This is a genomic window from Cupriavidus sp. FW216-B1 (assembly GCF_058789195.1).
On sequence record NZ_JBYTEL010000017.1, the window covers coordinates 91318 to 116514 of the forward strand.

The following is a 25197-nucleotide window of genomic DNA, read 5'->3' on the forward strand; positions in this document are numbered from 1 at the left end:
CTCAGCTCAGTAGCAGCTAAGTCTGCCTGCGTAACTTCTCCACCGTGCAAATCCCTGCACTCTTCTGGAGAAGCATCATGTACCGCTACACCAAACTTTCCCTGCTGGCCATCGCCATTGCTACGACTGGCGCTGTCGCCTATGCCGCCAAAGGCGGTATGGAAAACGACGCCCTGGCGATCACCAAGGCCAAAATTCCGCTCGCCCAGGCCGTCACCGTTGCCGAGCAGCACGCCAATGGCAAGGCATCGCGCGCCGAGTACGAAAACTCGAAGCAAGGCTGGGTCTATGACGTGGAAGTTGTCAGCGGGGCCAAGGTCTTCGATGTCCGGGTCGATGCCGACAAGGGCACCGTCATCTCGTCTGCCGAGGACAAGGCGGATCACGATGACGACCACGACAAGCAAGACTGACCGCCTGCCAGTGTGGCCGGATTGCGCATGACGCCGTGATCCGGCCCGGAGACTTCATGGAACATCTCAACCAAACATTCTTCCTGTGGCTCAACGCGCCTGAACACCCGAACGCTCTGGTGGTGACGCTGGCCACCTTCTTTGCGGAATGGCTCATCTGGGCCGTCCCGATTCTGATCGGCATCAGCTGGCTGCGTGGCAACGAGAACACCCGCAAAACGCTGCTGATCGCTACCGCATCCGGCCTGCTTGGGCTGCTGACCAACCAAATCATCGGTCTAGCTTGGTCGCACCCCCGGCCTTTCATGATCGGGCTAGGTCATACGCTCATTCCCCATGTTGCCGACTCGTCATTCCCCAGCGATCACCTGACACTGTGGTGGTCGGTTGCCTTCAGCTTTCTGCTACAGAGAAGACTACTAAGGGCTGGCGTAGCTTTGGCACTGTTTGGCATACCAATCGCCTGGTCACGCATCTACCTGGGGGTTCACTTTCCACTGGACATGCTTGGTGCCATCGCGGTCGCATCGCTCGGTGCCGCGCTGACATTGCACGCAGCACGCTGGTATCTGGGGCCGGTCTACCGGCAGGTGAGCCGTATCCATTGCCTGTTGTTCGGCAAGCTGATCGCGCAGGGATGGGTGCGCGAGTGAGCCTATGGATGGGCTAAGTCTGCCTGCTCAGACTGGCGGCAGTCCCTTTCACACCGGCAGGAGAACACTATGAACAATTTGCCCACGGTCAGAGCAAGCGACTGGCTCAACAAAGTCCCTGAAGTCACGCTGTCGTTCTGGATCATCAAGATCATGTCCACGACGGTGGGCGAGACGGGGGCCGACTTCCTGGCGGTCAACGCGGGTTTTGGCCAAGGCTTGACGCGCACCGTCATGGGGGCGTTACTGGCAGTCGCCCTGTTCACGCAACTGCGCACCCGCCGCTACACCCCTTGGATTTACTGGCTCACGGTTGTGTTGGTCAGCGTGGTCGGTACCCAGATCACCGACCTGTTGACCGACGGCCTGGGCGTCAGCTTGTACATCAGCACTTCGGCGTTCGCCGTCACGCTCGCCGTGATTTTCGCTGTCTGGTATCGGGTCGAACGTACCTTGTCCATCCACGACATCGTGACGCAAAACCGAGAACTGTTCTATTGGTCCGCCATCCTCTGCACGTTTGCGCTGGGCACTGCTGCCGGTGATCTGGCGACCGAGGCGCTGGGCTTGGGCTTTACCTGGGGTGCTGTCGCCTTTGGTGCGCTAATCGGCATCACCTATGCCGTGTGGCGCATGGGTGGCAACGCCGTGCTGACCTTCTGGATCGGCTACATCCTGACCCGACCCTTCGGCGCTGCGCTCGGCGACCTGCTGACACAAGCCAAGACTTACGGTGGCCTCGGAATGGGGGCCATGTGGACCAGCACCCTGTTCCTCTCAGTCATCGTCATTCTCGTGGCCGTTGCGCAGATCGGCATGAGCGCAGGCCGCTCCGCCCAAGCCGCCGAGTAACCATCTTCCCAACTTCCAAGGAGAAATCATGCCCAATCAGCACGCTATCGCCCGCCTTGTCGCTGCCGTGTCGGCGGTGGCGCTCGTGGCCCTGGCCACCGGCTGCTCCAAGCCTGCCGACCAAGGCCGCGCGAGCACCGCCCCTGCACCGACTACTAACGCCAGCACGGTATCGCCGGGCAAAGCCGCTTCCAAGCTGGGCGACTTGACCGCATTTCGCAGCATCGCCACTGACGTGTCCACCATCGTAGACAAGGGTGATCTGCCCGCCGCCAAGACCCGCATCAAGGATTTGGAGGTGGCCTGGGATTCGGCTGAGGCTGGACTGAAACCGCGCGCAGCCGACGACTGGCATCTGCTCGACAAAGCCATCGACAAGGCGTTGTCTGCGTTGCGTGCCGATGCGCCAAGCCAAGCTGACTGCAAGGCTGCGATGGGTACTCTGCTAAAAACCTTCGACACGCTCGAAGGACAGTGAGCTTACCCCATGAAAACATCCACTGAACACGCTCTGGCCAAGGTGCCAGAAGTCACGCTTGGCTTTTGGCTCATCAAGATTGCCGCAACCACGCTTGGCGAAACCGGCGGCGATGCCGTCTCGATGTCCATGAACCTGGGATATTTGGCCGGCACCGGCATCTTCGCCGTGATCTTCCTGGCTGCCGTCATCGCGCAAGTCAAGGCCAAGGGCTTCCATCCCTTTCTGTACTGGACCACCATCATCGCCACCACCACGGTCGGCACGACGTTGGCCGACTTTGCAGATCGTTCGCTCGGCATCGGGTACGCTGGCGGTTCGAGCCTGCTGCTGGCCTTGTTGCTCGGCTCGCTCTTCGTTTGGCATCGCACCCTCGGCTCCGTATCAGTGAACACCGTCAGCTCACCCAAAGCGGAAGCGTTCTACTGGCTGACGATCATGTTCTCCCAGACGCTGGGTACGGCGCTGGGCGATTGGATGGCGGATACGGCAGGCCTGGGCTACACCGGCGCGGCTGTTGTGTTCAGCGGGTTGCTCGCCCTGGTGGTGGTGGCCTACTACAGGACGGAAGTGTCCCGCACACTGCTGTTTTGGGCGGCGTTCATCCTGACCCGCCCGCTGGGAGCCGTGGTCGGCGACTTTCTGGACAAGCCGCTGAGCGCTGGCGGTCTGGCGCTGAGCCGCTATTCGGCATCGGCCGCGCTGCTGGCCTTCATGCTGACCGCGATCCTGCTGTTCAGGCAAAGGGCAGCCCGGACCGCGCATTGAAAATACGGTCATCCCAGCCAATATGGAGGAAACAATGCCATGAGAAATAGTCCTGATCAATATGACAAATTAAGCAAAGCCTTTCATTGGATTACGGCCGCAATTGTTGTCACAGCATTCGTGTTAGGGCCTGGCGACTTCGGGCGAATAGTTGATGGTGGAGTCGATCCAGCCACACGAAATGACATCGTGTGGCATGAATCTTTGGGTGTCGCCGTATTTGTGCTCACATTCTTGCGCTTGATTTGGGCTGCAATACGTCCGGGTGCTCCACGGCATCAGATGTCGGTATGGATGTTTGGCCTTTCCCGATTGGCACATTTTGCACTGTGGGCTTTACTTCTTTTGCTGCCGATTTCTGCGCTGCTGGCTCTGGGAAGCGAATCTCATCCTTTGACGCTATTGGGCGGAATCCGAATTAACGTGTTCCCTGCAGTTGGGAATTCTTATTTTTCCAACCTTGCAGATTGGGGCGAGATTCACAAACTGCTTGGTGATGTCATCATATGGTTGGCAGGCATTCATGCGATGGCTGCTATATATCACCATATCAGACTAAAAGATAAGGTTCTTGTCTCGATGTTGCCGTAATGCGGGCGTAATAATTTCAAGAGGAGGGGGAATGCGGGTATTGCTGGTTGAAGACGATCCCATGATCGGTGACGCGATCCAAGGCGCATTGAAGGATGCGTCCTACGCCGCCGACTGGGTGAAGGACGGGCAGACCGCCCTCTCGACACTAGGTTGCCAGCACTATGACCTGGTTCTGCTCGATCTGGGCTTGCCCGGCAAGGATGGACTGGAGGTGCTGGCCAGCATCCGCGGCAAGGACAACCCGGTTCCTCTGCTCATTATCACGGCGCGTGATGGACTGAATGACCGCCTGCGTGGCTTGGACGGCGGAGCCGACGATTACGTTTCAAAGCCCTTTCAGATGGCAGAGCTGTTGGCCCGGATGCGCGCCGTTCTGCGGCGCAAAGGCGGCACGGCTACGCCAGTGCTCACCAATGGCGTGGTGTCGCTCGATCCGGCCACAAAAGAAGCCAGCGTTAACGGTGGCTCCCCGGTGCAACTGTCCAACCGGGAGTTCTCGCTGCTGCAAGCCTTGCTGGTTCGGCCCGGAGCCATCCTCTCGCGCAGCGAGCTGGAAGACCGCATCTACGGCTGGGGAGAAGAGGTCGAAAGCAACGCCGTCGAATTTCTGATCCATGCACTGCGGCGCAAGCTGGGCAGTGAGGTCATCAAAAACGTCAGGGGGGTCGGATGGATGGTCTCAAAAGACGCCTGAACGAATCGGTTCAGCTCAAGCTGTCCTTCACCTTGTCGCTGGCCATCCTCGTGGTAGCCATCGTGGCGGGCATCTTCTCGTTCCTGTCGGCTTTTGACGAGGCGCACGAGCTACAGGATGACGTTCTACGCCAGGTGGCGCAGCTCATGGACCGGCAGCGCCTGTCGCCGGCCACGCCGACGCCCGACGCGCGCCCCAAAGATGTCGATGAAGAATCGCGCGTTATCGTCCAGCGCTTGAATGAGGCTAACCCATCTGAGGCAAGTGTGGATGCAGGCGGTACGCTTTCCCTGCCCACAACACCGGCTGATGGGCTGCACACGCTGGAGATCGGTGGAGAGTCGTTCCGCGTGCTGGTCAAGACCACGGCAACCGGTGAACGCATCGCCGTGGCGCAGGAAGCGGGCTTCCGCAATGAAATTGCCCGCGATGGAGCGCTACGCACCGTGATGCCTTTCCTGATTCTCGTGCCGGTACTGCTATTGATCGTCGCTGACCTGGTGCGCAAGATGTTCCGCCCCATTGCGGCACTTTCCAAGGAAATTGACCTGCGGGCCGAGCAGGAACTGCACCCCGTCGAAGACCGTCACCTTCCGGTCGAGGTGCGCCCATTTGCCGTGGCGATCAACCGGTTGCTCGCCCGCGTCGGCCAGTCAATGGACTCTCAGCGCCGCTTTGTGGCGGATGCCGCGCACGAACTGCGCTCGCCGTTGACCGCCCTTTCGCTGCAAGCAGAGAGGCTGGCAGAGGCAGAAATGTCCGCCCTGGCGCGCGAACGATTGACGGTGTTGCGCCAAGGAATCGAGCGCGGCCGAAGCCTTCTGGATCAACTCCTAACCTTGGCCAAGGCGCAGTCGGCTGCCGACTCGCCGAAGTCACCGATATCCGTTCAGGCCATCTACCGTCGCGTGCTGGAAGACCTCATGCCGCTGGCCGAGGCCAAGCACATCGACATCGGGGTCGAAGGCACGCAAGACGCCGAAGTGTGGGCCAGCGAGCTGGACATGATCGCCGTGGTCAAGAATCTGGTCGATAACGCCATTCGCTACACGCCAGAGGGAGGGCGGGTCGATCTTTCCGTGGGAATATCAAAAGGGAAAGCCGAGCTGCGTGTTCAGGACAGCGGGCCTGGCATTCCGTTGACAGAACGGGATCGGGTTTTTGATCCCTTCTACCGCACACTGGGCAGCGAGCAGATTGGTTCGGGTCTAGGACTATCAATCGTCCAAACGATTGCCCATCGCATCGGTGCAGAAATCCGCCTCGACTTCGTGGACGAAATTCAGCAAACCGGCTTAAAGGTATCCGTTATCGTTCCCATGAAGCAATGACTTGAGAAATGAGGGAGTGTAGCGAATTGGTTAGTTCAACTGGTTGGTTCTACTGGGCACTACTATCGGCTGTATTTGCGGCGCTGACGGCGATTTTTGCCAAGGTGGGCATTCAGGGAGTTGATTCCGATCTGGCTACTTTGATCCGAACGGCCATCATCATCGTCGTCCTGTCGGCGTTTGTCGCCTACACGGGAAAATGGGCCAACCCCTTGGATCTGTCCCCCAAGACATGGCTTTTCCTCGGGTTGTCCGGCTTGGCGACCGGAGCGTCATGGGTCTGCTACTTCCGGGCGCTCAAGATCGGCGATGCATCCAAAGTCGCGCCGGTAGACAAACTCAGTCTCGTACTGGTGGCGGTGTTTGCGTTCACGTTTCTTGGTGAACGCCCGTCGCTCCGCGAGTGGTCTGGTATTGCGATGGTCGCTGGTGGTGTTTTGTTACTGGCGTTCAAGCGCTAATGCGTCAACTTGAGCTATACCCTATCCTGATGTCATTTTCAGAAGACGACTGCACCATTCAGCGCGGTTTGAAGCCTGTTGTGCATACGGATCCTGATAACCCGATATCAGGATTCCTCTGCACAAAACTCGTCTATGCTCAATACTCGTGTGCACCAAAGCGAGGTGAGCATGGCGACCGATACCGCACCGATTACCGAGCACGGCGTGGCCACCCTGCCAGAACAGGCATGGGAGCGTGCGCGTCGTCGTGCGGAGATCATTGGGCCGTTGGCGCAGTCGGAGACGGTTGGGCATGAAGCGGCCGACGCGGCAGCCCAGGCATTGGGGCTGTCCCGGCGGCAGGTCTACGTCCTGATCCGCCGTGCCCGGCTAGGTTCGGGGCTGGTCACTGACTTGGCTCTTGGGCAGTCGAGCGGTGGCAAAGGTAAAGGCCGCTTGCCGGAGTCGGTCGAACGAATCATCCGCGAGTTACTGCAAAAGCGCTTCCTGACCAAGCAGAAGCGTAGCTTGGCGGCGTTCCACCGCGAAGTTGTGCGGGCGTGCAAGCTGCAAAAGCTGCGGGTGCCGGCGCGCAACACGGTGGCACTGCGGATCGCCGGCCTCGATCCGCGCGAGGTCACTCACCGCCGGGAAGGACAAGATGCCGCCCGCGACCTGCAAGGTGTTGGTGGTGTTCCGCCACCCGTCTCCGCGCCGCTGGAGCAGGTGCAGATCGACCACACAGTCATCGACCTGATCGTGGTGGACGAGCGCGACCGGCAACCGATTGGCCGTCCGTACCTGACCCTCGCCATCGACGTATTCACCCGCTGCGTGGTTGGCATGGTCGTTACGCTGGAAGCCCCGTCCGCCGTCTCGGTCGGCTTGTGCTTGGTGCATGCCGCCTGCGACAAGCGCCCTTGGTTGGAAGGGTTGAACGTAGAGATGGATTGGCCGATGAGCGGCAAGCCCAGACTGCTCTACTTGGACAACGCGGCTGAGTTCAAGAGCGAGGCGCTGCGCCGTGGCTGCGAGCAGCATGGCATCCGGTTGGACTATCGCCCGCTCGGGCAGCCGCACTACGGCGGTATCGTGGAACGGATCATCGGCACGGCGATGCAGATGATCCACGACGAATTGCCGGGGACGACCTTCTCCAATCCTGACCAGCGCGGGGAATACGCCTCCGAGAAGATGGCCGCCCTGACACTGCGCGAGCTGGAGCGCTGGCTCACATTGGCGGTCGGCACCTATCACGGCTCTGTGCACAACGGCCTGCTCCAACCGCCGGCCGCGCGCTGGGCCGAAGCTATCACGCGGACCGGCGTGCCAACCGTCATCACTCGCGCTACGGCTTTTCTGGTCGATTTTCTGCCCATCATCCGCCGCACGCTGACCCGCACCGGCTTCGTCATCGACCACATCCACTACTACGCCGATGCGCTCAAGCCGTGGATAGCTCGGCGGGACCGCTTGCCTGCGTTCCTGATCCGGCGCGACCCGCGCGACATCAGCCGCATATGGGTGCTGGAACCAGAGGGGCAGCACTACCTGGAAATTCCCTACCGTACCTTGTCGCACCCGGCTGTCACCCTCTGGGAACAACGACAGGCGCTGGCGAAATTGCGGCAGCAAGGGCGCGAACAGGTGGATGAGTCGGCGTTGTTCCGCATGATCGGCCAGATGCGCGAAATCGTTACCACCGCGCAGAAGGCTACGCGCAAGGCGCGGCGCGACGCGGATCGACGCCAGCATCTCAAGGCAACGGCACCGCCTGTCAAAACCACGCCACCACCGGGCGCTGACATGGATGGGCAGCAGGCAGACAACCAGTTGCCGGCCAAACCGTTCGACCAGATTGAGGAGTGGTAGCCGTGGAAGAATATCCCATCATCGACTTGTCCCACCTGCTGCCGGCGGCCCAGGGCTTGGCCCGTCTCCCGGCGGACGAACGCATCCATCGCCTTCGCGCCGACCGCTGGATCGGCTATCCGCGAGCAGTCGAGGCGCTGAACCGGCTGGAAACCCTGTATGCGTGGCCAAACAAGCAACGCATGCCCAACCTGCTGCTGGTAGGCCCGACCAACAACGGCAAGTCGATGATCGTCGAGAAGTTCCGGCGCACGCATCCGGCCAGAGCCGACGCCGACCAGGAGCACATTCCGGTACTGGTCGTGCAGATGCCATCCGAACCGTCGGTAATCCGCTTCTACGTCGCGCTGCTCGCGGCGATGGGTGCGCCATTGCGACCGCGCCCACGGCTGCCAGAAATGGAACAACTGGCGCTGGCACTGCTGCGCAAGGTCGGCGTGCGCATGCTGGTGATCGACGAGTTGCACAACGTCTTGGCCGGTAACAGCGTCAATCGCCGGGAATTCCTCAATCTCCTGCGCTTCCTCGGCAATGAACTGCGCATCCCACTGGTCGGGGTCGGCACGCGCGACGCCTACCTGGCCATCCGCTCCGATGACCAGTTGGAAAATCGCTTCGAGCCGATGATGCTGCCGGTATGGGAGGCCAATCACGATTGCTGCTCACTGCTGGCCAGTTTCGCCGCTTCGCTTCCACTGCGGCGACCCTCGTCGATTGCCACGCTGGACATGGCCCGCTACCTGCTCACACGCAGCGAGGGCACCATAGGCGAACTGGCGCACTTGCTGATGGCGGCGGCCATCGTCGCCGTGGAGAGCGGAGAGGAAGCGATCAACCACCGTACGCTCAGCATGGCCGACTACACCGGCCCCAGCGAGCGGCGGCGGCAATTCGAGCGGGAACTGATGTGAAGCCAGCGCCACGCTGGCCACTGCATCCGGCCCCCAGAGAAGGCGAAGCCTTGTCTTCGTGGCTCAACCGCGTGGCCCTTTGCTATCACATGGAGGTGTCCGAGCTGCTGGAGCACGATCTTGGTCACGCTCAGGTTGATGACCTGGATACCGCGCCACCACTGGCGCTGTTGGCGATGCTCTCCCAGCGGAGCGGCATCGAGCCGGACCGGCTGCGTTGCATGAGTTTCGCCGGCTGGGTGCCTTGGCTACTGGACAGCCTTGATGATCAGATTCCAGACGCATTGGAAACCTATGCGTTCCAGCTCTCGGTGCTGCTGCCGAAACTCCGCCGTAGGACGCGATCCATCACGAGCTGGCGTGCCTGGCTGCCCAGCCAGCCGATACATCGCGCCTGTCCGCTCTGTCTGAACGACCCGGCAAACCACGCCGTACTGCTTGCATGGAAGCTGCCCCTGATGCTGAGCTGCCCGCTGCATGGCTGCTGGCTGGAATCCTATTGGGGCGTGCCTGGGCGGTTTCTCGGCTGGGAGAACGCCGACACTGCGTCGCGCACCGCCAGCGACGCGATTGCAGTGATGGACCGGCGTACCTGGCAGGCACTGACGACCGGCCATGTGGAACTGCCGCGCCGACGCATCCACGCTGGTTTGTGGTTTCGACTGCTACGCACGCTGCTCGATGAGCTGAACACCCCGCTTTCGGCGTGCGGAACCTACGCGGGGTATCTTCGCCAAGTCTGGCAAGGCTGCGGGCATCCGCTGCGTGCTGGGCAAAGTCTGTGGCGACCGTATGAAACCCTGAACCCGGCAATACGGTTGCAGATGCTGGAGGCAGCGGCAACGGCAATCAGCTTGATCGAGGTGAGGGATATCAGCCCGCCAGGCGAGCATGCAAAGCTGTTCTGGTCCGAGCCCCAAACCGGGTTCACCAGTGGTCTGCCGGCGAAAGCGCCGAAGCCCGAACCCGTCAATCACTGGCAACGGGCGGTCCAAGCTATCAGTGAGGCGATCATTGAAGCGCGGCACGACCCCGAGACGGCACGCTCGCTGTTCGCGTTGGCTTCCTATGGTCGGCGCGATCCCGCTTCCCTGGAACAGTTGCGCACCACCTTTGCAAAGGAAGGCATCCCCCCGGAATTTTTGTCACATTACGAGCCTAATGGGCCCTTTGCATGTCTTAAACAGAGTGACGGGTTAAGTGACAACTTTTGACGGTTAGAACTTTCCGGCGCATACTGTCACATAATCGAACGTATATGTGACAGGTATGACATGCTAATCGGCTACATGCGGGTATCGAAGGCGGATGGCTCCCAGGCCACTGACTTGCAGCGCGACGCGCTGATCGCCGCCGATGTCGACCCGGCGCATCTTTACGAAGACCAGGCATCCGGCAAGCGCGAGGATCGTCCCGGCTTGGCGAGCTGTTTGAAGGCGTTGCGTTCAGGGGATACCTTGGTCGTATGGAAGCTCGACCGGCTCGGGCGCGACCTTCGGCACCTGATCAACACCGTGCACGATCTGACTGGGCGTGGCGTCGGTCTCAAGGTGCTGAGCGGCCACGGTGCGGCCATCGACACGACGACCGCTGCTGGCAAACTGGTCTTCGGCATCTTCGCCGCACTGGCCGAATTCGAGCGCGAGCTGATCGCAGAGCGCACAGTAGCGGGCTTGGCCTCGGCGCGGGCGCGCGGTAGGAAAGGTGGTCGGCCTTTCAAGATGACCGCCGCCAAGCTGCGCCTGGCGATGGCGGCAATGGGGCAGACTGAAACTAAGGTCGGCGACCTGTGCCAAGAGCTCGGCATCACGCGACAGACCTTGTACCGGCATATTTCTCCCAAGGGGGAATTGCGCGCAGATGGAATACGACTGCTGTCCAAGATGTAAAAGAAAAACTGGCCTCTACATGGTCAGCACGGATTCGAGGATGACGGCGCTCATCGCGGCATCAATTCACCTATTCACGCCGTCAAATCAGCTTTTTTGTACTGCCATTTGACGCGATGACCGCGAATTGATCGTAAAAACCACCACAATGATGAATAACACAGCGAATTGCGCTGAGAGTGTTTGCCACGACGGATAGATGCCCAGCAGATCAATGCGTGGGATCGATATTGGGCTGGTATGCAATAACCCTGCTTCTTGCAGACCTGCGATGCCCTTGCCTGCCAAGACCACGGCAAGTATGGCCACCAGCAGTGAGCTGGCAGCGAAGAACTGGCCAATCGGCAGGCGCGCACTGGTGCGCAGCAGCACGACTGCCAGCAGGGCCAGGATTCCCATGCCAGTGCCCAAGCCCGCCAGCAGGGGCCAGCCATTTCCTTCTGTCCAGAGCGCTGCGTAGAACAGCACCGTCTCGAACACCTCACGGTAGACGGCGACGAAGGCCAGCGAAAACAAGAACCATGCCGTGCGCTTGTTGAGCGCCGAAGACAGCTTTTCCTTGAGGTAGACCTGCCAACGACCGGCAACGCTCTTCTGGTGCATCCACATGCCCACACCCAGCAAGACCACGGCGGCAAAGAGTGACGAAAAGCCTTCCGTTAGCTCCCGGCTTGCCCCACTGACGCCGACCAAGTAAGTTGCCACTGCCCATGTAATGCCGCCTGCGGCCAGCGCGGATGCCCAGCCTGCATGCACGTAGATCAATACGTCTTTCCGTTCGGCTTTCTTGAGAAACGCCAGCATGGCAACGACCACCAGCAGGGCTTCCAATCCTTCACGTAGCAAGATGGTTAACGCACCGATGAAGGCCGCCACGGCATCGTCGTCGGAGGGGGCAAGCACCTTGTCCGCTTCATCCAGCAAGCCGCGCAAATGCAGCTCCGCTGTCTGCACATCGGCAGGCGAACCATTGGCTATCAATGCCCGGTAGGACACCATCGCGGCTTCGATCTTCTCGAACAGCGGCCGATTGCGAGTGGCCAACGCCGGTTCGACCGGCTCGAAGCCATCGAGGTAAGCAGACAAGGCTAGCTTGGTCGCACCTGCACGGTCGTCAGCCAGCAATGCCGTCACGCTCTCACTGAGTTTGGCTTTGGCAATCGCGGTGCCCTTCGGACTGCTGATATTCAGCGCGCTCGGATTGGCGCGCAAATAGGCCGTCAGGGCTCTGGCGGAAGGCTCATCCAGCCTGTCCGCCAAGACATGCTCAGATGTTTGCGTCAGCACATCCAGACTGGCGAGCGTCTGGCGAACCTGCGCGTTGGCTTGCCAGAGCTTGGCTCCTTCGTCCTTGTCGCTTTGCGTATAAGGTAGCGTGCCAACAAAGAACGCCAATGCCCATCGGTCTTCATCCGACAACGCGCCAAAGCCCTGCATAGCGGTGCCCTGGACACCGTTGCTGATAATTTGGTGTAGCGCGAATAAGCTGCGCTCGCGCGCCCGCATGTGATCGGCCAGCGCGGTCGGCTTGGGGTTGAGGGATGCCGCTAGGGGGCCATCACCGCGCCCTTGCTGACCGTGACAGGCCGCACACTGGGCCTGAAACAACTGCCCTCCCTTCGCTAAGACCGGCATGGCAGTCGGTGCGACTGGAAACGGGTACGCCTTTTGCACCGCACTGGACAGCGCGTGCGCCAGTTTTGCTACGCTGGCCGGATCGGCTTTGGCAGCTACCGCAGCACGCAAAGCGGTCGCTTGTTGCAACAAGCGACCCTTGTCGGTCTGGTCAGGTAATTCTCCCAGTTGACGTTCGGCTGTCGCTGAAAATTCCTGCATTTCAGCGTACTCCGACGCTTTCAGGACAGCACCGTTGGCGACCGCGCCGCCGTAATCGACGGCGACGTAGTCCAGAAGCTGCCAAATCTGTTTGGCTTTGAGTTCGGTGGTGTCGGCTGCGTAGCTTGGCCCGCCAATCAACGCGCAAGTCGCCAACAGCAAAGTCATCAGCCAGCGATAGGTTGCTCGGCAAGTCATGGAAACTCTCGGATTATATCATTGTGAATGATTATAATTCCCATTTGCGCCGGTGTCCACCGCCTTGCCTTGGGTTAGCATCTGCATGATGAGCAAAGCAGCACCCGATGTGATCGCCACATCTGCGAGGTTGAAGGCGGGCCAGTGCACAAGCTGCCAATGGAAGTCGAGGAAATCGACAACCGATCCACGCAGCACACGATCCGCGACATTGCCGAGCGCACCACCAAGGATCAGGCTGTAGCCCATCGCTTCGAGACGTGGCCGTTGCTGGCACAGCATGCGCCCCAGCCAAGCAGAAACAGCCAGACCCAGCGTGATGAAAAAGTAACGTTGCCAGCCACCAGCGTTCGCCAAAAAGCTGAATGCCGCACCCGGATTCAGGACATGAACGAGGTTGAAAAACGGGGTGATTTCGACTTGCTCACCGTAGGCAAACGTGCGGATGATGGCGAACTTCGTGAGCTGATCGGTCATGACAGCACTGGCGGCCACGGTGAACCAGACCCAAGCCGATGTGCGGCGGGCCGATTGCCACACAGGGGCGGCCAACGGCAGCAACCACCCGGCGAGTGCCGTGCAGCTCCATCCCAGCGTCCACCCCGCCAACACATCGGCCGGAAAGTGCATTCCGGCCGCGATGCGCGACCAGCCGACCAATGTGGCGTACAGCATTAAACTGAGACGACCACGGCGGCCCATCAAAGGCCAGAGCGCGCCGACCACCATCGCGGCATAGGTGGCATGCCCGCTGGGCAGGCTGTAGTGAAGCTCTTTGTCCCCGATGACGCGCGCCAGGTCGCCAAGGACGGCAGGCGGGCGTGGAAAGTCGAACCATAGCTTCAAGGCGGTGGCGACCAATAACGCCAGCAAGAAGGCCGCGCTAAAACCAATAAGGCGATGCCGAACGGCCGTACCACGCGCCGGGTTTGTAGCCGATTTCGACCACCACCACAGACCCAACAGCATCAGCGGCGCTGTCCAGTAACTTCCCACGAGGCCAAAGAACCATGCCAGTGGTTTCAGCGTGGCGGGCGTGCCTGTGTTGATGGCTTGAAACAACGCGATGTTCAGGCCACCCCAGTCATAGAGAAAGAGTTTCCAGCTCATCGGCGCAACAACCTCAAGCCGTTGCCGACAACAAGCAAGCTGGCACCCATATCGGCGAACACAGCCATCCACATGGTCGCGTGACCCGTGAAGGTGAGCACCAAAAATACCGCCTTGATGCCAAGGGCCAGCACAATGTTTTGCATCAGCACCTGTGCTGTCGCACGCGACAGGCGCACGAAGGTCGGAATCTTGCGCAGGTCATCGTCCATCAGGGCCACGTCGGCGGTTTCAATAGCGGTATCTGTGCCCGCCGCTCCCATTGCAAAGCCAATGTCCGCACGCGCCAAGGCCGGTGCGTCGTTGATGCCATCACCGACCATGCCAACCTTGCCGTTTCTGGACAATTGCTCCACTTCGCGCAGTTTGTCGTCGGGCAGTTGGTTGCCTTGCGCGCGGTCAATGCCGGCTTGTGCGGCGATGGCCTGTGCCGTGTGGGGGTTATCGCCGGTCAACATCACGGTGTTGATGCCCAGAGCATGCAGCTCGGCGATGGCTCTCTTGCTGCTGTCCTTGATGGTGTCCGCAACGGCGAATAAGCCATGTACCCCTTTTGCGCCCACCAGCATCACGACGGTCTTGCCTGCGGTTTCCAGCGCTGCGATGCGCTGCTCCAGCTCTGGTGTGCACTGCCCCAGCTCTTCCAGCATCCGGTGGTTGCCCAGATGGTAGGTCTCCCCGTCGATTTGGCCTTGCACACCTCGACCGGGCAGCGCGCTGAACTCGGCCACGTCGAGCAAGGCAACCCCATCCCGCTGCGCAGCCTGCGCCACCGCTTTGGATACCGGATGGTCTGAGCGGGCCGCCAGACTGGCAGCGATGCTGCGGCTATCCGAGGCGAGTGCATGACCCCATGCGACAAAATCGGTCTGAGCAGGCTTGCCGTGCGTGATTGTGCCGGTCTTGTCCAGAGCCAGCCAGCGCAGCTTGCGGCCTTCTTCCAGATAGACACCGCCCTTAACGAGAATGCCGTGGCGGGCAGCGGCGGCCAAGCCGCTGACGATGCTGACCGGCGTGGAGATCACCAAGGCGCATGGGCAGGCAACCACCAGCAGAACCAGTGCACGGTAAATCCAGTCCATCCATGCCGCGCCCATGAAAAGCGGGGGCAGCAGTGCGACGGCGATGGCTAGGGCGAACACGAGAGGCGTGTACCAACGGGCGAACTGATCGACAAAACGCTGGGTCGGCGCACGGCTACCTTGTGCAGCCTCTACCGCGTGAATGATGCGGGCCAAAGTGGAGTTGCTGGCCAAGGAGGAAACGCGGTACTCGAAGGAACCGGATTCGTTGATCGTGCCCGCAAACACCGGATCGCCGGGGGACTTCTCGACCGGGAGGCTTTCGCCCGTGATCGGGGCTTGGTTGACCGTGGAGCGTCCGTCTAGCACCTCGCCATCGAGCGCGATGCGCTCACCCGGTCTGACCCGGACTCGGCTGCCAATGGCGATTTGCTTGGCGCTTGCCTCTCGCCAGGTGCCGTCAGGCTGTTGCACCGTGGCCTGCTCCGGGGTCAGGTCGAGCAGTCCACGGATGGCGTTGCGGGCGCGATCCAATGACTTGGCCTCGATCACCTCGGCCAGCGCGAAGAGCACCATCACCATCGCAGCTTCGGGCCAGTGGCCGATGAACATGGCACCTGTGACAGCAATCGACATCAGGGCGTTCATGTTGAGGTTACGGTTCTTGAGCGCGATCCAGCCCTTCTTGTAGGTGGACAGGCCTCCCGTCAAGACCGCTACAAGCGCCAGAATGACGACCGACCAATGATTGCCGTTGTGGAACCAGTAGACCGCTTCGGCCGCTGATGCGGCGATGAGGGAAATACCGAGTGGCCACCAGTTGGTCTGCGTTGTCACAGGGGACGCCGATGGCGACGCGGCCATGGCCTTGTCCTCGACCTGCGCCTCGAATCCGAGCGCTTGTAGTGCCACAAGCACATCCGGCAGAACCCCGTCAGCATGGCGTACCGACAACGTGCGCTGCATCAGGTTGAAATCGAGACCGGTAACCCCGGCCACGGTGCCGAGCTTGTTGCGGATCAATGCTTCCTCTGTCGGACAATCCATCTTGGCAATGGACAGCTTGGTTGTCTGCCCAGCCGACGCCTCATCCATGCGCACAGCTTGCATGCCGATGGCCTTCAGTGCCTGTTCAACGGGAGACAGCGAAGGCAATTCGTGCTGCACGGTCAAGGTACGCTGCATCAGGTTGAACTCAAGACCAACCACACCCGCCAGCCCAACCAGCTTGCCTCGGATCAGCGCCTCTTCCGTGGGGCAATCCATGTTCTCGATGCGGTACACCGCTTGAGCCGATCCGGTTGTCGGCGGGGCTTGTGTCGTGGGTTGCATGATCGGCCCAGCCGAGCAGCCACACGCCTTTGAAGCGCATTCACTCATGGATAACTCCTTCAAATCTTCTGTACAACCTCCATTAAAAACTCTATAGTTACTATAGAGTCAAGTGATAAATGGAGATTGAGGCATGGAAATCAGAATTGGCGATCTAGCCAAGCGCTCTGGGTGCGAGGTCGTGACCATCCGCTACTACGAAAAGGAAGGGCTGCTGCCAAAGCCAGCGCGAAGCGGTGGCAACTTTCGGTTGTACAGCGATGTGCACATCGAGCGTTTGCAGTTCATTCGTCATTGCCGTTCGCTTGACATGACGCTGAGCGAAATCAGGATACTGCTGGGCCTACGAGATAACCCTGCTCAGGACTGCGGCGACGTCAATACACTACTGGATGCCCATATTCGTCAGACCGAAGATCGCGTCGAAGCGCTGTTGCAATTGAAGCGGCACTTGCTCTCGCTGCGTGAAAAATGCTCGGGCGCTCGACGAATAGAGGCATGTGGCATCTTGCAAGGTTTATCAGATTGCAATCATCCGGGATGCAACGCATAGCATGAGTTGTTTCGCACGCCGACATTGGCCTGCGATTTTGGATTCGTGAGCGGCCTGCCTAATTGGCATCGGAGAAGGTCGTGCGGCTGACTTCTGATATTCCGTGCAGTCGTCTTCTGAAAATGACAGTTGAGCACAAACAACGTCAGAGTAGAGTGTGAATTTATATTTATTGACACATTCAGTCAAGGGTAATAGATTTCATCCTGACATTTTTACCTTTGGAGGCATCTTGCAAGGTCAACGTATCGGCTACGTCCGCGTCAGCAGCTTCGACCAGAATCCTGATCGACAACTGGAACAAATAGAAGTCGGCAAGGTATTCACCGATAAGGCTTCAGGCAAGGACACACAACGTCCCGAACTTGAAAGGCTGCTGGCCTTCGTCCGCGAGGGCGACACCGTGGTGGTGCATAGCATGGACAGGTTGGCACGCAACCTTGATGACCTGCGCCGCATCGTCCAAGGGCTGACACAACGGGGCGTGCGCATGGAGTTCGTCAAAGAAGGGCTGACGTTCACCGGCGAGGACTCACCGATGGCCAATCTGATGCTGTCGGTCATGGGAGCCTTTGCTGAGTTCGAGCGCGCCCTGATCCGCGAACGTCAGCGCGAGGGAATCGTGCTGGCCAAGCAGCGCGGTGCCTACCGGGGACGAAAGAAATCGCTGAACAGCGAACAAATTGCCGAGTTGAAACGGCGAGTTGCGGCAGGCGACCAAAAAACCTTGGTGGCCCGTGACTTCGGCATCAGCCGCGAAACCTTGTACCAGTACCTGCGGGAAGACTGACCATGCCACGCCGCTCAATCCTGTCCGCCACCGAGCGCGAAAGTCTGCTGGCACTGCCAGATGCCAAAGACGAACTGATACGGCACTACACGTTCAACGAAACCGACCTGTCGGTGATCCGTCAGCGTCGCGGCGCCGCGAATCGATTGGGCTTCGCCGTGCAGCTTTGCTACTTGCGATTCCCTGGCATCTTCTTGGGCGTCGATGAACCTCCATTTCCGCCCCTGCTGCGCATGGTGGCCGCACAACTCAAGGTGCCGGTGGAAAGCTGGAACGATTACGGCCAGCGCGAGCAGACACGGCGGGAGCACTTGGTCGAGCTGCAAACGGTGTTTGGATTCAAGCCCTTCACCATGAGTCACTACCGGCAAGCCGTGCATACACTGACCGAACTGGCCTTGCAAACAGACAAAGGCATTGTGCTGGCCAGCACCCTTGTTGAAAACCTGCGGCGGCAGAGCATCATCCTACCCGCCATGAATGCCATCGAGCGCGCAAGCGCCGAGGCCATTACCCGTGCCAACCGGAGCATCCATGCGGCATTGGCCGATTCCTTGATACCTGTCCATCGCCAGCGCCTGGACGAACTGCTCAAGCGCAAGGATGGTAGCAAAATGACGTGGCTAGCGTGGCTGCGCCAATCGCCCGCCAAGCCGAACTCGCGCCACATGCTTGAACACATCGAACGCCTCAAAGCCTGGCAGGCGCTTGACCTACCTGCTGGCATCGAACGGCAGGTACACCAAAACCGCTTGCTCAAGATCGCCCGCGAGGGCGGCCAGATGACGCCCGCCGACCTGGCCAAGTTCGAGTCGCAGCGGCGTTACGCCACCTTGGTAGCACTGGCCATCGAGGGCATGGCCACCGTCACTGATGAAATCATCGACCTTCACGACCGCATCATCGGCAAGCTGTTCAATGCGGCCAAGAACAAGCATCAACAGCAGTTCCAGGCTTCCGGCAAGGCGATCAACGACAAGGTGCGGATGTATGGGCGCATCGGTCAGGCGCTGATTGAAGCCAAACAAAGCGGCGGCGATCCGTTCGCCGCCATCGAAGCGGTCATGCCGTGGGACACCTTCGCCGCCAACGTCACCGAGGCGCAAACGCTGGCGCGGCCTGCCGATTTTGATTTCCTGCACCATATCGGCGAGAGTTACGCCACGCTGCGCCGCTATGCGCCGCAGTTCCTGGACGTGCTCAAACTGCGCGCCGCGCCCACCGCCAAGGGTGTGCTCGATGCCATCGACGTGCTGCGCGGCATGAACAGCGACAGCGCGCGCAAGGTGCCCGCCGATGCGCCAACCGCATTCATCAAGCCGCGCTGGGCAAAGCTGGTTCTGACCGACGAGGGTATTGACCGGCGTTACTACGAGTTATGCGCCCTGTCGGAGCTGAAGAACGCACTGCGCTCTGGTGATGTTTGGGTGCAGGGTTCGCGCCAGTTCAAGGACTTCGACGAATACCTGGTGCCGATCGAGAAGTTCGCCACCCTGAAGCTGGCCAGCGAATTGCCACTGGCCGTGGCCACCGACTGCGACCAATATCTGCATGACCGACTGGAATTATTGGAGGCGCAACTCGCCACAGTCAACCGCATGGCGGCGACCAACGACTTACCGGATGCCATCATCACCACTGCATCGGGCCTGAAGATCACGCCGCTGGACGCAGCGGTGCCAGACGCCGCGCAAGCCTTGATTGACCAGTCGGCGATGTTGCTGCCGCACCTCAAGATCACCGAGTTGCTGATGGAGGTCGATGAATGGACGGGCTTCACGCGCCACTTCACACACCTGAAGACCGGCGACACGGCCAAGGACAAAACCTTGCTGATGACGACGATTCTGGCTGATGGTATCAATCTTGGGCTCACCAAGATGGCCGAGTCCTGCCCTGGCACCACCTACGCCAAGCTGTCTTGGCTGCAAGCCTGGCACGTTCGCGACGAAACCTATTCGACGGCGCTGGCCGAGCTGGTGAACGCACAGTTTCGACAACCCTTCGCCGGAAACTGGGGCGACGGCACCACGTCATCGTCGGACGGCCAGAACTTCCGAACCGGCAGCAAGGCAGAGAGCACCGGGCATATCAATCCGAAGTATGGAAGTAGCCCTGGGCGGACGTTCTATACCCATATCTCCGACCAATACGCGCCCTTCAGCGCCAAGGTGGTCAACGTCGGCTTGCGCGACTCGACCTATGTGCTCGATGGCCTGCTGTACCACGAGTCTGACTTGCGTATCGAGGAACACTACACCGACACGGCGGGCTTCACCGATCATGTGTTCGGCCTGATGCACTTTCTGGGATTCCGGTTCGCGCCGCGCATCCGCGACCTGGGCGACACCAAGCTGTTCATTCCCAAGGGCGATACTGCCTACGATGCACTCAAGCCGATGATTAGCAGCGACAGGCTGAACATCAAGGCTATTCGCGCTCATTGGGATGAAATCCTACGGCTGGCCACTTCGATCAAGCAGGGCACGGTGACGGCCTCGCTGATGCTGCGCAAGCTCGGCAGCTATCCGCGCCAAAACGGCTTGGCCGTCGCCCTGCGCGAGCTGGGGCGCATCGAGCGCACGCTGTTCATTCTGGATTGGCTGCAAAGCGTGGAGCTGCGCCGCCGCGTCCATGCGGGGCTGAATAAGGGCGAGGCGCGCAACGCGCTGGCCAGGGCGGTCTTCTTCTACCGATTGGGTGAAATCCGCGACCGCAGTTTTGAGCAGCAGCGCTACCGGGCCAGCGGCCTCAATCTGGTGACGGCGGCCATCGTGTTGTGGAACACGGTCTATCTGGAGCGTGCCACCAGTGCTTTGCGTGCCCACGGCAAGGCGCTGGACGACACGTTGCTGCAATATCTGTCACCGCTGGGGTGGGAGCATATCAACCTGACCGGCGATTACCTATGGCGCAGCAGTGCCAAGGTCGGTGCGGGGAAGTTCAGGCCATTGCGACCGCTGCCACCGGCTTAGCGTGCTTTATTTTCCGTTTTCTGAGACGACCCCAGGCACAGCAGATGGCCAAGCGTGCAGATCTGGAGCGCCGGCCCGATCCCACCGTCGGCATGTTCGTATCGGTGGAGCGTGGTGGTGCGGAACGCATCATGGGAGTGAGCGTGGCGATGCCGCTCGGCTCTGCGCATCGCCGTACTGCCGCAGCAGCGGCCGCGGCCGATGCGGAAGCTGCAGCTCGCCGCAGACTCGGTGCAGAACGACGCCTGGGTGCGGAATTCGACGTGCTCTATCGTGACTTGCAAGGCAAAGGGGGAGCCGCGCAGGCACAGATCGAAGCGGCTACGTTACAGAGATGCGCAGCCGATCGCGCCACCCGCGCGTTTCGCGCCGGCGAGTCCGGCTTGACCGAGCTGTTGGTGGCACGCCGCAGCCTTGCCGACGCAGTGTTGGCCGAGCGGCTCGCTCGGGTGAACGTACTGGAGGCGGACAGCCGGCTCCAGCTGGATCTGCATCGCATGTGGGATTTCGATGACTGATCTTGAGCAACACCTTACATGCCCCATGAATAGATAGCGATAACCATCAACGTGGGTGCGTTCGCAACGACCGAAGCAGCGGCGTACTCCACGTGTCCTAACGTAGATGAATCATGCGACATCCCGAAGACCTCGATCTCAAGATCGACCTGGATACCGAAGACAGTGCGACCAACCAGGCAGCCGCACGGCGCACCACGCTGGTGAGCGTGGGCGTCAACCTGAGCTTGACCGTTGCACAAGTCGTGGCGGGCATCCTGGCCGGCTCCCAGGCGTTGGTGGCCGATGCCATCCACTCGTTGTCCGATTTGATCTCGGACTTCGTTGTGCTGTTTGCCAGCCACCACAGCCAGAAAGGACCGGATGCAACTCACCACTATGGCCACCAGCGCTTCGAGAACGCCGCGTCGCTAGTGCTCGGCTTGCTATTGCTGGCCGTCGGCGTCGGCATGCTTTGGAATGCAGTGGTGAAGCTGGAGCACCCCGAGGCCATTCAGCCAGTCAAGCTCATCGGCCTGTGGGTCGCTCTCGGGGCGCTGGCGGCAAAGGAGCTGCTGTTCCGCTACATGCTGGCCGTTGCCGAGCGTGTGCGCTCCAGCATGCTGGTCGCCAACGCCTGGCACGCACGCTCGGACGCCGCCTCGTCGCTGGTGGTGGCGCTCGGCATTGTGGGCAATGTGTTCGGCTACCGCCTGCTTGATCCTGTGGCTGCCCTGATCGTCGGCCTGATGGTGACGCGCATGGGTTGGCACTTCGGGTGGGAGGCGCTGCACGATCTCATGGACCGTGCCGTCGACCAGGAAACCGTTGAGGCGATCCACCAAACGATGCTGGAAACGCCGGGCGTGCACGGCGTACACGACGTCAAGACCCGCCGCATGGGCGACATGATCCTGGTCGATGTCCACCTGGAAGTCGATGCGCGTGCCAACGTGAGACAAGGCCACGACATTGCATTGGAAGCGCGGCGCCGCGTCATGCTGCGCCGCGATGTGCTCAACGTAATGACCCACGTGGACCCTGTGGAGGCACCGACCTAAACGTGTTTTCCTTTTTGATCTGCAACAACTGTTTTCCGTATCGCGGCGGCGATCGATCAGAAGTCGCTGCTCCGTAACGGGGCATGCGAGTACATAGATGTTGTACTGCGCAGCCATGATTCACACACTCCAATTTCTAGGTGGTTTTATGCGCTCTGAACAGAAGTACTCCCTTGCCATGCGATCCCTGCATTGGCTGGTATTCCTGGCCGTCACGATTGCCGTGGTGGCGATCGAGATCCACGACTTTTTTCCCAAAGGCAGCACCGCGCGCACCGCGGCATTTGCGGTTCATCAGACCGCGGGGCTGTCCGTGCTCGCGTTGATGGTGCTGCGTTTATTTGTCCGCTGGGGAACCCAGCCGCCGGCACCGGTCCCTGGCCCACAACTGCTGCAGCGTGCAGCATGCCTCACGCATGGCGTGCTCTACCTGTTGATGGTCGGGATGCCCATTCTTGGCGTGCTGGCGCTGGCCTGGGGTGGTAAGCCGATTCAGCCGTTCGGGCTGACTTTGACGCTCCCCCTTTTGCAGGACAAGAGCTTGGCGAGCCTCAGCAAGGAGGTGCATGAGTCAGGTGCCACGCTCGTGTACATCTTTGTTGGGCTGCATGCGGCCGCAGCGCTCTGGCATGAGTTCATGCTGAAAGACCGATTGTTGCGTCGCATGATCTAGCGCAGCAAACGGTTCTTCCAGGTCGCTATTCGTGCAGGCCCATCGTTCATGGAATCCGGCTTCCGTCATCTCAATATAGCGCTGCTCGCTGTCTCGGCCGCGACGCTGGCGGCCGGATTGTTGGCGCGCTACCTGCGGGCCGACCAAGATAAGCCGACCCGCTATCATAAGCCTCTCGGTGATGAAGGCGGCGCTTGTTATTTCGTTTGGTAATTAGGCGTCAGGCCGGTTTTGGCCGCTGGCCAGCGCGTCCAACTGGCGCTTTCTTCAACACATCTACCAACCGGCGCGTCGTTGCCGCCTCGGTCTCGGCGCGCTCAGCGCGTCGCAGCGCTTCCTGCAGCTGCAACTGAGTCTGCGCCAGTTGATCGGCCGCCGCGCGCAGCTGAGCCACGGCGGCGTCTGCCTGCTGCTGCGCCCCGCCCAGTTCCGCGCGCAAGGCGCCGATCGCGTTGGCGTGCTGAACAGCCGCCTGCTGTATCTCGGCCCGAGTGGCCACAAGCTGCGCGCGCAGTTCTTCCGCCAGCTTCTCGCTCTTCTGGCGAGCGGTACGCTCCTGGTCGATCTCGCGCAGTGCTCGCTTCTCGTGACTGGCCGCGCGCATGTCGGCTGCGTCAGCACGTTCCCGTTCACGCTCAAGCTGAGCGCCGAACTCGGTCCGCAGCTCCGTCAACTGCCGTGTCGCTTCATCCAGTTGCCGGCGGGCCTCCTGCAGACGGGCATCGGTCGCGGCATGGGCTTGGCGTTCGGTGGACAGCGCCTCCTGCTGCTCCGTGAGCTGTGCGCGAACGGCATCGAGCTGCGTCTGGGTCGCTGCCGTCGCCTGCCGGGCAGCTTCCGATTCGGCGGCCGCCTGGTCACGTGCCGTCTCGGCAGCGTGCACCTGGTGGCGCGCTTCGGCCCGTAGCGCGGCAAGTTCACCGGTCGCGGCCGACGAGGCGGCCTGCCAGATCGTCAGCACGGCCTCGGCCGCGACCTGCTTCATGGCGTCGGGGAGCTCCGGGTGGTCGATCTTGACGCGCGTCTTTTCCCGCAAGTCCTGCCAGAAGCGGTTCAGCACGTCGGTCGGCGTGCTCATGCTGCCCTTGCGCACCAGGCTGTAGAGCTTGTTGGCCGTCGGCGTGACGCCGTAGCGAAAAAACAGCAGCGCACAGACCTCCCGGTAAAGCTCGCGGGTATCGGTGAAACGGCCGCGCAGCGCGGCGATATCGGCTTGCAGGGCTTGGTCTTCCACAGTGGAAGCGGGGTCGAGCGTCATGGTCGCGGGCTTTGTTTGCGTCTTGGAAGAAAAATAATACAACGTAAACCGATTGATTCCCTATTATCCGCCGCAGTCTTTAGACATAATGGCGCTTCTGTCTAGTGATCATGTCACAGTGGCCCGGCCTAACGCGTCTCGCTCAAAGTGACTTGGCGGACAGTTGATTGCGCGGCGTTCAATCACTATGATTGGTTTTTAATCACAATGATTTGCCTGTGCTATAGCCGATGAGCCTCAACATGCCCTCCCCAATGAAAGACACTGCCTGGGATCGCCTTGAGAACGCCATCAAGGAGGACCGTCCCCTGCAACCGATCCGCAAGCTCGTCATCAGGGGCTCGGTCGATGTGGTGTTCCGGCGCGCGGACACGCCCGCACTCGTGGTAGCCGGTGAAAGTGCCGACGCGGTGGCGGCGGTCCGGACCGAGTACAAAGGCGACAAGCTGGTCATCGAGCGCGAAGGCGTATCGATCAGCTTTGGCAGCGGCCACATGACTTTCCACGGCACGGTCGGCTCGGTGGTGATGGGCGACATCGTGAACGGCCAAGCCACCGGGCAGACGGTTTCGCTTCGCCAGCCTCGCGCGGTGGTGAGCCTCGCGCTGCCCGAGTCCCCCGCGGTCAAGATCAAGGGCAGCGGCGACGTCACCTTGCTCGATCTGCGGCAAGATGCCCTGGACCTGGAGATTCAGGGTTCGGGCGACATCACCGTCTCCGGCGAGGTCACCCGCCTGCACGTGCAGGTCGCGGGCTCCGGCGATGTCGATGCCAGCGAGCTGATCGCCGAGTCGGCCGACCTGTCAGTAGCGGGTTCCGGCGACATCGAGGCCTTCGTGCGCTCCGACGTGCGCGCCCGCGTCGCGGGCTCCGGAGACATCGTCGTGCGGGGCAACCCGCCGCGCCGGGACGACCGGGTGGCCGGCTCCGGCAAGATCAAATTCCGCTGACGGCGCCGGGCACTTCGCCCGACTGTATTGACCCGATTTCAGGA

At 60.7% G+C, this 25197-nt stretch carries 24 protein-coding genes and 1 pseudogene; 21 read left to right on the forward strand and 4 right to left on the reverse strand.

Annotated features, from left to right (window positions below; all coding sequences use genetic code 11):
- Window positions 1-77 precede the first annotated feature (77 nt).
- The 13 genes from AC3WXD_RS26515 (at window position 78) to AC3WXD_RS26575 (ending at window position 10898) form a co-directional block, all read left to right on the forward strand.
- Window positions 78-413 carry a PepSY domain-containing protein gene (locus AC3WXD_RS26515; RefSeq protein ID WP_102079424.1) on the forward strand — a complete coding sequence of 112 codons (336 nt, stop codon included), beginning with the start codon at window positions 78-80 and terminating at the stop codon, window positions 411-413.
- Between the two features lie 56 nt (window positions 414-469).
- Window positions 470-1066, forward strand: coding sequence for an undecaprenyl-diphosphatase (locus tag AC3WXD_RS26520; protein WP_102079425.1), 597 nt, complete (start codon window positions 470-472; stop codon window positions 1064-1066).
- 69 nt (window positions 1067-1135) lie between these two features.
- A complete protein-coding gene (locus AC3WXD_RS26525; protein WP_154205951.1) occupies window positions 1136-1918 on the forward strand; it encodes a COG4705 family protein in 783 nt (260 codons plus the stop codon).
- A 28-nt stretch (window positions 1919-1946) separates the two neighbouring features.
- On the forward strand, window positions 1947-2396 hold the full coding sequence (locus AC3WXD_RS26530) for a hypothetical protein (RefSeq protein WP_102079427.1): 450 nt from the start codon (window positions 1947-1949) through the stop codon (window positions 2394-2396).
- A gap of 9 nt (window positions 2397-2405) precedes the next feature.
- A complete protein-coding gene (locus AC3WXD_RS26535) occupies window positions 2406-3164 on the forward strand; it encodes a COG4705 family protein (protein ID WP_102079428.1) in 759 nt (252 codons plus the stop codon).
- Between the two features lie 39 nt (window positions 3165-3203).
- Window positions 3204-3755 (forward strand): cytochrome b, encoded by a 552-nt coding sequence (locus AC3WXD_RS26540; protein ID WP_102079429.1) that lies wholly within the window; start codon window positions 3204-3206, stop codon window positions 3753-3755.
- A gap of 31 nt (window positions 3756-3786) precedes the next feature.
- Window positions 3787-4452 carry a response regulator transcription factor gene (locus tag AC3WXD_RS26545; RefSeq protein ID WP_102079430.1) on the forward strand — a complete coding sequence of 222 codons (666 nt, stop codon included), beginning with the start codon at window positions 3787-3789 and terminating at the stop codon, window positions 4450-4452.
- A complete protein-coding gene (locus AC3WXD_RS26550; RefSeq protein ID WP_102079431.1) occupies window positions 4428-5783 on the forward strand; it encodes an ATP-binding protein in 1356 nt (451 codons plus the stop codon). Before AC3WXD_RS26545 ends, AC3WXD_RS26550 begins: the two co-directional genes overlap by 25 nt.
- A gap of 26 nt (window positions 5784-5809) precedes the next feature.
- Window positions 5810-6244 (forward strand): EamA family transporter, encoded by a 435-nt coding sequence (locus tag AC3WXD_RS26555; RefSeq protein WP_102079473.1) that lies wholly within the window; start codon window positions 5810-5812, stop codon window positions 6242-6244.
- A gap of 135 nt (window positions 6245-6379) precedes the next feature.
- Window positions 6380-8098, forward strand: a complete 1719-nt coding sequence (locus tag AC3WXD_RS26560) for a TnsB C-terminal domain-containing protein (protein ID WP_019576674.1) — start codon at window positions 6380-6382, stop codon at window positions 8096-8098.
- Between the two features lie 2 nt (window positions 8099-8100).
- A complete protein-coding gene (locus AC3WXD_RS26565) occupies window positions 8101-9009 on the forward strand; it encodes a TniB family NTP-binding protein (protein WP_027011230.1) in 909 nt (302 codons plus the stop codon).
- Window positions 9006-10223, forward strand: a complete 1218-nt coding sequence (locus AC3WXD_RS26570; RefSeq protein WP_102079432.1) for a TniQ family protein — start codon at window positions 9006-9008, stop codon at window positions 10221-10223. The genes AC3WXD_RS26565 and AC3WXD_RS26570 overlap by 4 nt, the downstream gene beginning before the upstream one ends.
- 60 nt (window positions 10224-10283) lie before the next feature.
- Window positions 10284-10898: a recombinase family protein gene (locus AC3WXD_RS26575; protein ID WP_005303904.1), complete on the forward strand. Its 615-nt coding sequence runs from the start codon at window positions 10284-10286 to the stop codon at window positions 10896-10898.
- 87 nt (window positions 10899-10985) lie between these two features.
- Here AC3WXD_RS26575 and AC3WXD_RS26580 read toward each other — a convergent pair whose 3' ends face one another.
- From AC3WXD_RS26580 to AC3WXD_RS26590, 3 genes are read right to left on the reverse strand one after another with little or no spacing between them, the layout of a single operon-like run.
- Window positions 10986-12932, reverse strand: coding sequence for a cytochrome c/FTR1 family iron permease (locus AC3WXD_RS26580; protein ID WP_005303902.1), 1947 nt, complete (start codon window positions 12930-12932; stop codon window positions 10986-10988).
- Between the two features lie 18 nt (window positions 12933-12950).
- Window positions 12951-14042 carry a signal peptidase II gene (gene lspA, locus AC3WXD_RS26585; RefSeq protein ID WP_096450781.1) on the reverse strand — a complete coding sequence of 364 codons (1092 nt, stop codon included), beginning with the start codon at window positions 14040-14042 and terminating at the stop codon, window positions 12951-12953.
- A complete protein-coding gene (locus AC3WXD_RS26590; RefSeq protein WP_005303896.1) occupies window positions 14039-16444 on the reverse strand; it encodes a heavy metal translocating P-type ATPase in 2406 nt (801 codons plus the stop codon). The genes lspA and AC3WXD_RS26590 overlap by 4 nt, the downstream gene beginning before the upstream one ends.
- A gap of 85 nt (window positions 16445-16529) precedes the next feature.
- On the opposite strand from AC3WXD_RS26590, the gene cadR reads away from it, so the two are divergent.
- The 7 genes and pseudogenes from cadR (at window position 16530) to AC3WXD_RS26625 (ending at window position 23158) form a co-directional block, all read left to right on the forward strand.
- Entirely contained in the window at window positions 16530-16949 is a 420-nt protein-coding gene (cadR, locus tag AC3WXD_RS26595; RefSeq protein WP_005303894.1) for a Cd(II)/Pb(II)-responsive transcriptional regulator, read from the forward strand.
- Window positions 16950-17181: 232 nt separating this feature from the next.
- Window positions 17182-17739: a recombinase family protein gene (locus AC3WXD_RS26600; RefSeq protein ID WP_001162010.1), complete on the forward strand. Its 558-nt coding sequence runs from the start codon at window positions 17182-17184 to the stop codon at window positions 17737-17739.
- Between the two features lie 2 nt (window positions 17740-17741).
- Window positions 17742-20714 carry a Tn3 family transposase gene (locus AC3WXD_RS26605; protein WP_003056098.1) on the forward strand — a complete coding sequence of 991 codons (2973 nt, stop codon included), beginning with the start codon at window positions 17742-17744 and terminating at the stop codon, window positions 20712-20714.
- Window positions 20715-20746: 32 nt separating this feature from the next.
- Window positions 20747-21232: pseudogene (locus tag AC3WXD_RS26610) on the forward strand (TolC family protein); the annotation flags it as partial.
- Window positions 21233-21345: 113 nt separating this feature from the next.
- A complete protein-coding gene (locus AC3WXD_RS26615; RefSeq protein WP_017511440.1) occupies window positions 21346-22272 on the forward strand; it encodes a cation diffusion facilitator family transporter in 927 nt (308 codons plus the stop codon).
- Between the two features lie 148 nt (window positions 22273-22420).
- Window positions 22421-22945, forward strand: coding sequence for a cytochrome b (locus tag AC3WXD_RS26620; protein WP_049286305.1), 525 nt, complete (start codon window positions 22421-22423; stop codon window positions 22943-22945).
- Window positions 22946-22993: 48 nt separating this feature from the next.
- Entirely contained in the window at window positions 22994-23158 is a 165-nt protein-coding gene (locus AC3WXD_RS26625; RefSeq protein WP_156174057.1) for a hypothetical protein, read from the forward strand.
- Window positions 23159-23165: 7 nt separating this feature from the next.
- On the opposite strand, the gene AC3WXD_RS26630 is transcribed toward AC3WXD_RS26625, so the two are convergent.
- A complete protein-coding gene (locus tag AC3WXD_RS26630) occupies window positions 23166-24203 on the reverse strand; it encodes a DNA-binding protein (protein ID WP_017515764.1) in 1038 nt (345 codons plus the stop codon).
- A gap of 254 nt (window positions 24204-24457) precedes the next feature.
- On the opposite strand from AC3WXD_RS26630, the gene AC3WXD_RS26635 reads away from it, so the two are divergent.
- Complete coding sequence (locus AC3WXD_RS26635) at window positions 24458-25153, forward strand: GIN domain-containing protein (RefSeq protein ID WP_017514033.1); 696 nt, start codon at window positions 24458-24460, stop codon at window positions 25151-25153.
- Window positions 25154-25197 lie beyond the last annotated feature (44 nt).

Bases quoted from the DNA above. Each gene is read 5' to 3' on its own strand.
- cadR (WP_005303894.1), top strand. From the start codon at position 16,530: ATGGAAATCAGAATTGGCGATCTAGCCAAGCGCTCTGGGTGCGAGGTC.
- AC3WXD_RS26575 (WP_005303904.1), top strand. From the start codon at position 10,284: ATGCTAATCGGCTACATGCGGGTATCGAAGGCGGATGGCTCCCAGGCC.
- AC3WXD_RS26525 (WP_154205951.1), top strand. From the start codon at position 1,136: ATGAACAATTTGCCCACGGTCAGAGCAAGCGACTGGCTCAACAAAGTC.
- AC3WXD_RS26635 (WP_017514033.1), top strand. From the start codon at position 24,458: ATGAAAGACACTGCCTGGGATCGCCTTGAGAACGCCATCAAGGAGGAC.
- AC3WXD_RS26615 (WP_017511440.1), top strand. From the start codon at position 21,346: ATGCGACATCCCGAAGACCTCGATCTCAAGATCGACCTGGATACCGAA.
- AC3WXD_RS26515 (WP_102079424.1), top strand. From the start codon at position 78: ATGTACCGCTACACCAAACTTTCCCTGCTGGCCATCGCCATTGCTACG.
- AC3WXD_RS26605 (WP_003056098.1), top strand. From the start codon at position 17,742: ATGCCACGCCGCTCAATCCTGTCCGCCACCGAGCGCGAAAGTCTGCTG.
- AC3WXD_RS26560 (WP_019576674.1), top strand. From the start codon at position 6,380: ATGCTCAATACTCGTGTGCACCAAAGCGAGGTGAGCATGGCGACCGAT.
- AC3WXD_RS26530 (WP_102079427.1), top strand. From the start codon at position 1,947: ATGCCCAATCAGCACGCTATCGCCCGCCTTGTCGCTGCCGTGTCGGCG.
- AC3WXD_RS26535 (WP_102079428.1), top strand. From the start codon at position 2,406: ATGAAAACATCCACTGAACACGCTCTGGCCAAGGTGCCAGAAGTCACG.
- AC3WXD_RS26540 (WP_102079429.1), top strand. From the start codon at position 3,204: ATGAGAAATAGTCCTGATCAATATGACAAATTAAGCAAAGCCTTTCAT.
- AC3WXD_RS26550 (WP_102079431.1), top strand. From the start codon at position 4,428: ATGGATGGTCTCAAAAGACGCCTGAACGAATCGGTTCAGCTCAAGCTG.
- AC3WXD_RS26625 (WP_156174057.1), top strand. From the start codon at position 22,994: ATGGAATCCGGCTTCCGTCATCTCAATATAGCGCTGCTCGCTGTCTCG.
- AC3WXD_RS26580 (WP_005303902.1), bottom strand. From the start codon at position 12,932: ATGACTTGCCGAGCAACCTATCGCTGGCTGATGACTTTGCTGTTGGCG.
- AC3WXD_RS26545 (WP_102079430.1), top strand. From the start codon at position 3,787: ATGCGGGTATTGCTGGTTGAAGACGATCCCATGATCGGTGACGCGATC.
- AC3WXD_RS26520 (WP_102079425.1), top strand. From the start codon at position 470: ATGGAACATCTCAACCAAACATTCTTCCTGTGGCTCAACGCGCCTGAA.
- AC3WXD_RS26590 (WP_005303896.1), bottom strand. From the start codon at position 16,444: ATGAGTGAATGCGCTTCAAAGGCGTGTGGCTGCTCGGCTGGGCCGATC.
- lspA (WP_096450781.1), bottom strand. From the start codon at position 14,042: ATGAGCTGGAAACTCTTTCTCTATGACTGGGGTGGCCTGAACATCGCG.
- AC3WXD_RS26620 (WP_049286305.1), top strand. From the start codon at position 22,421: ATGCGCTCTGAACAGAAGTACTCCCTTGCCATGCGATCCCTGCATTGG.
- AC3WXD_RS26630 (WP_017515764.1), bottom strand. From the start codon at position 24,203: ATGACGCTCGACCCCGCTTCCACTGTGGAAGACCAAGCCCTGCAAGCC.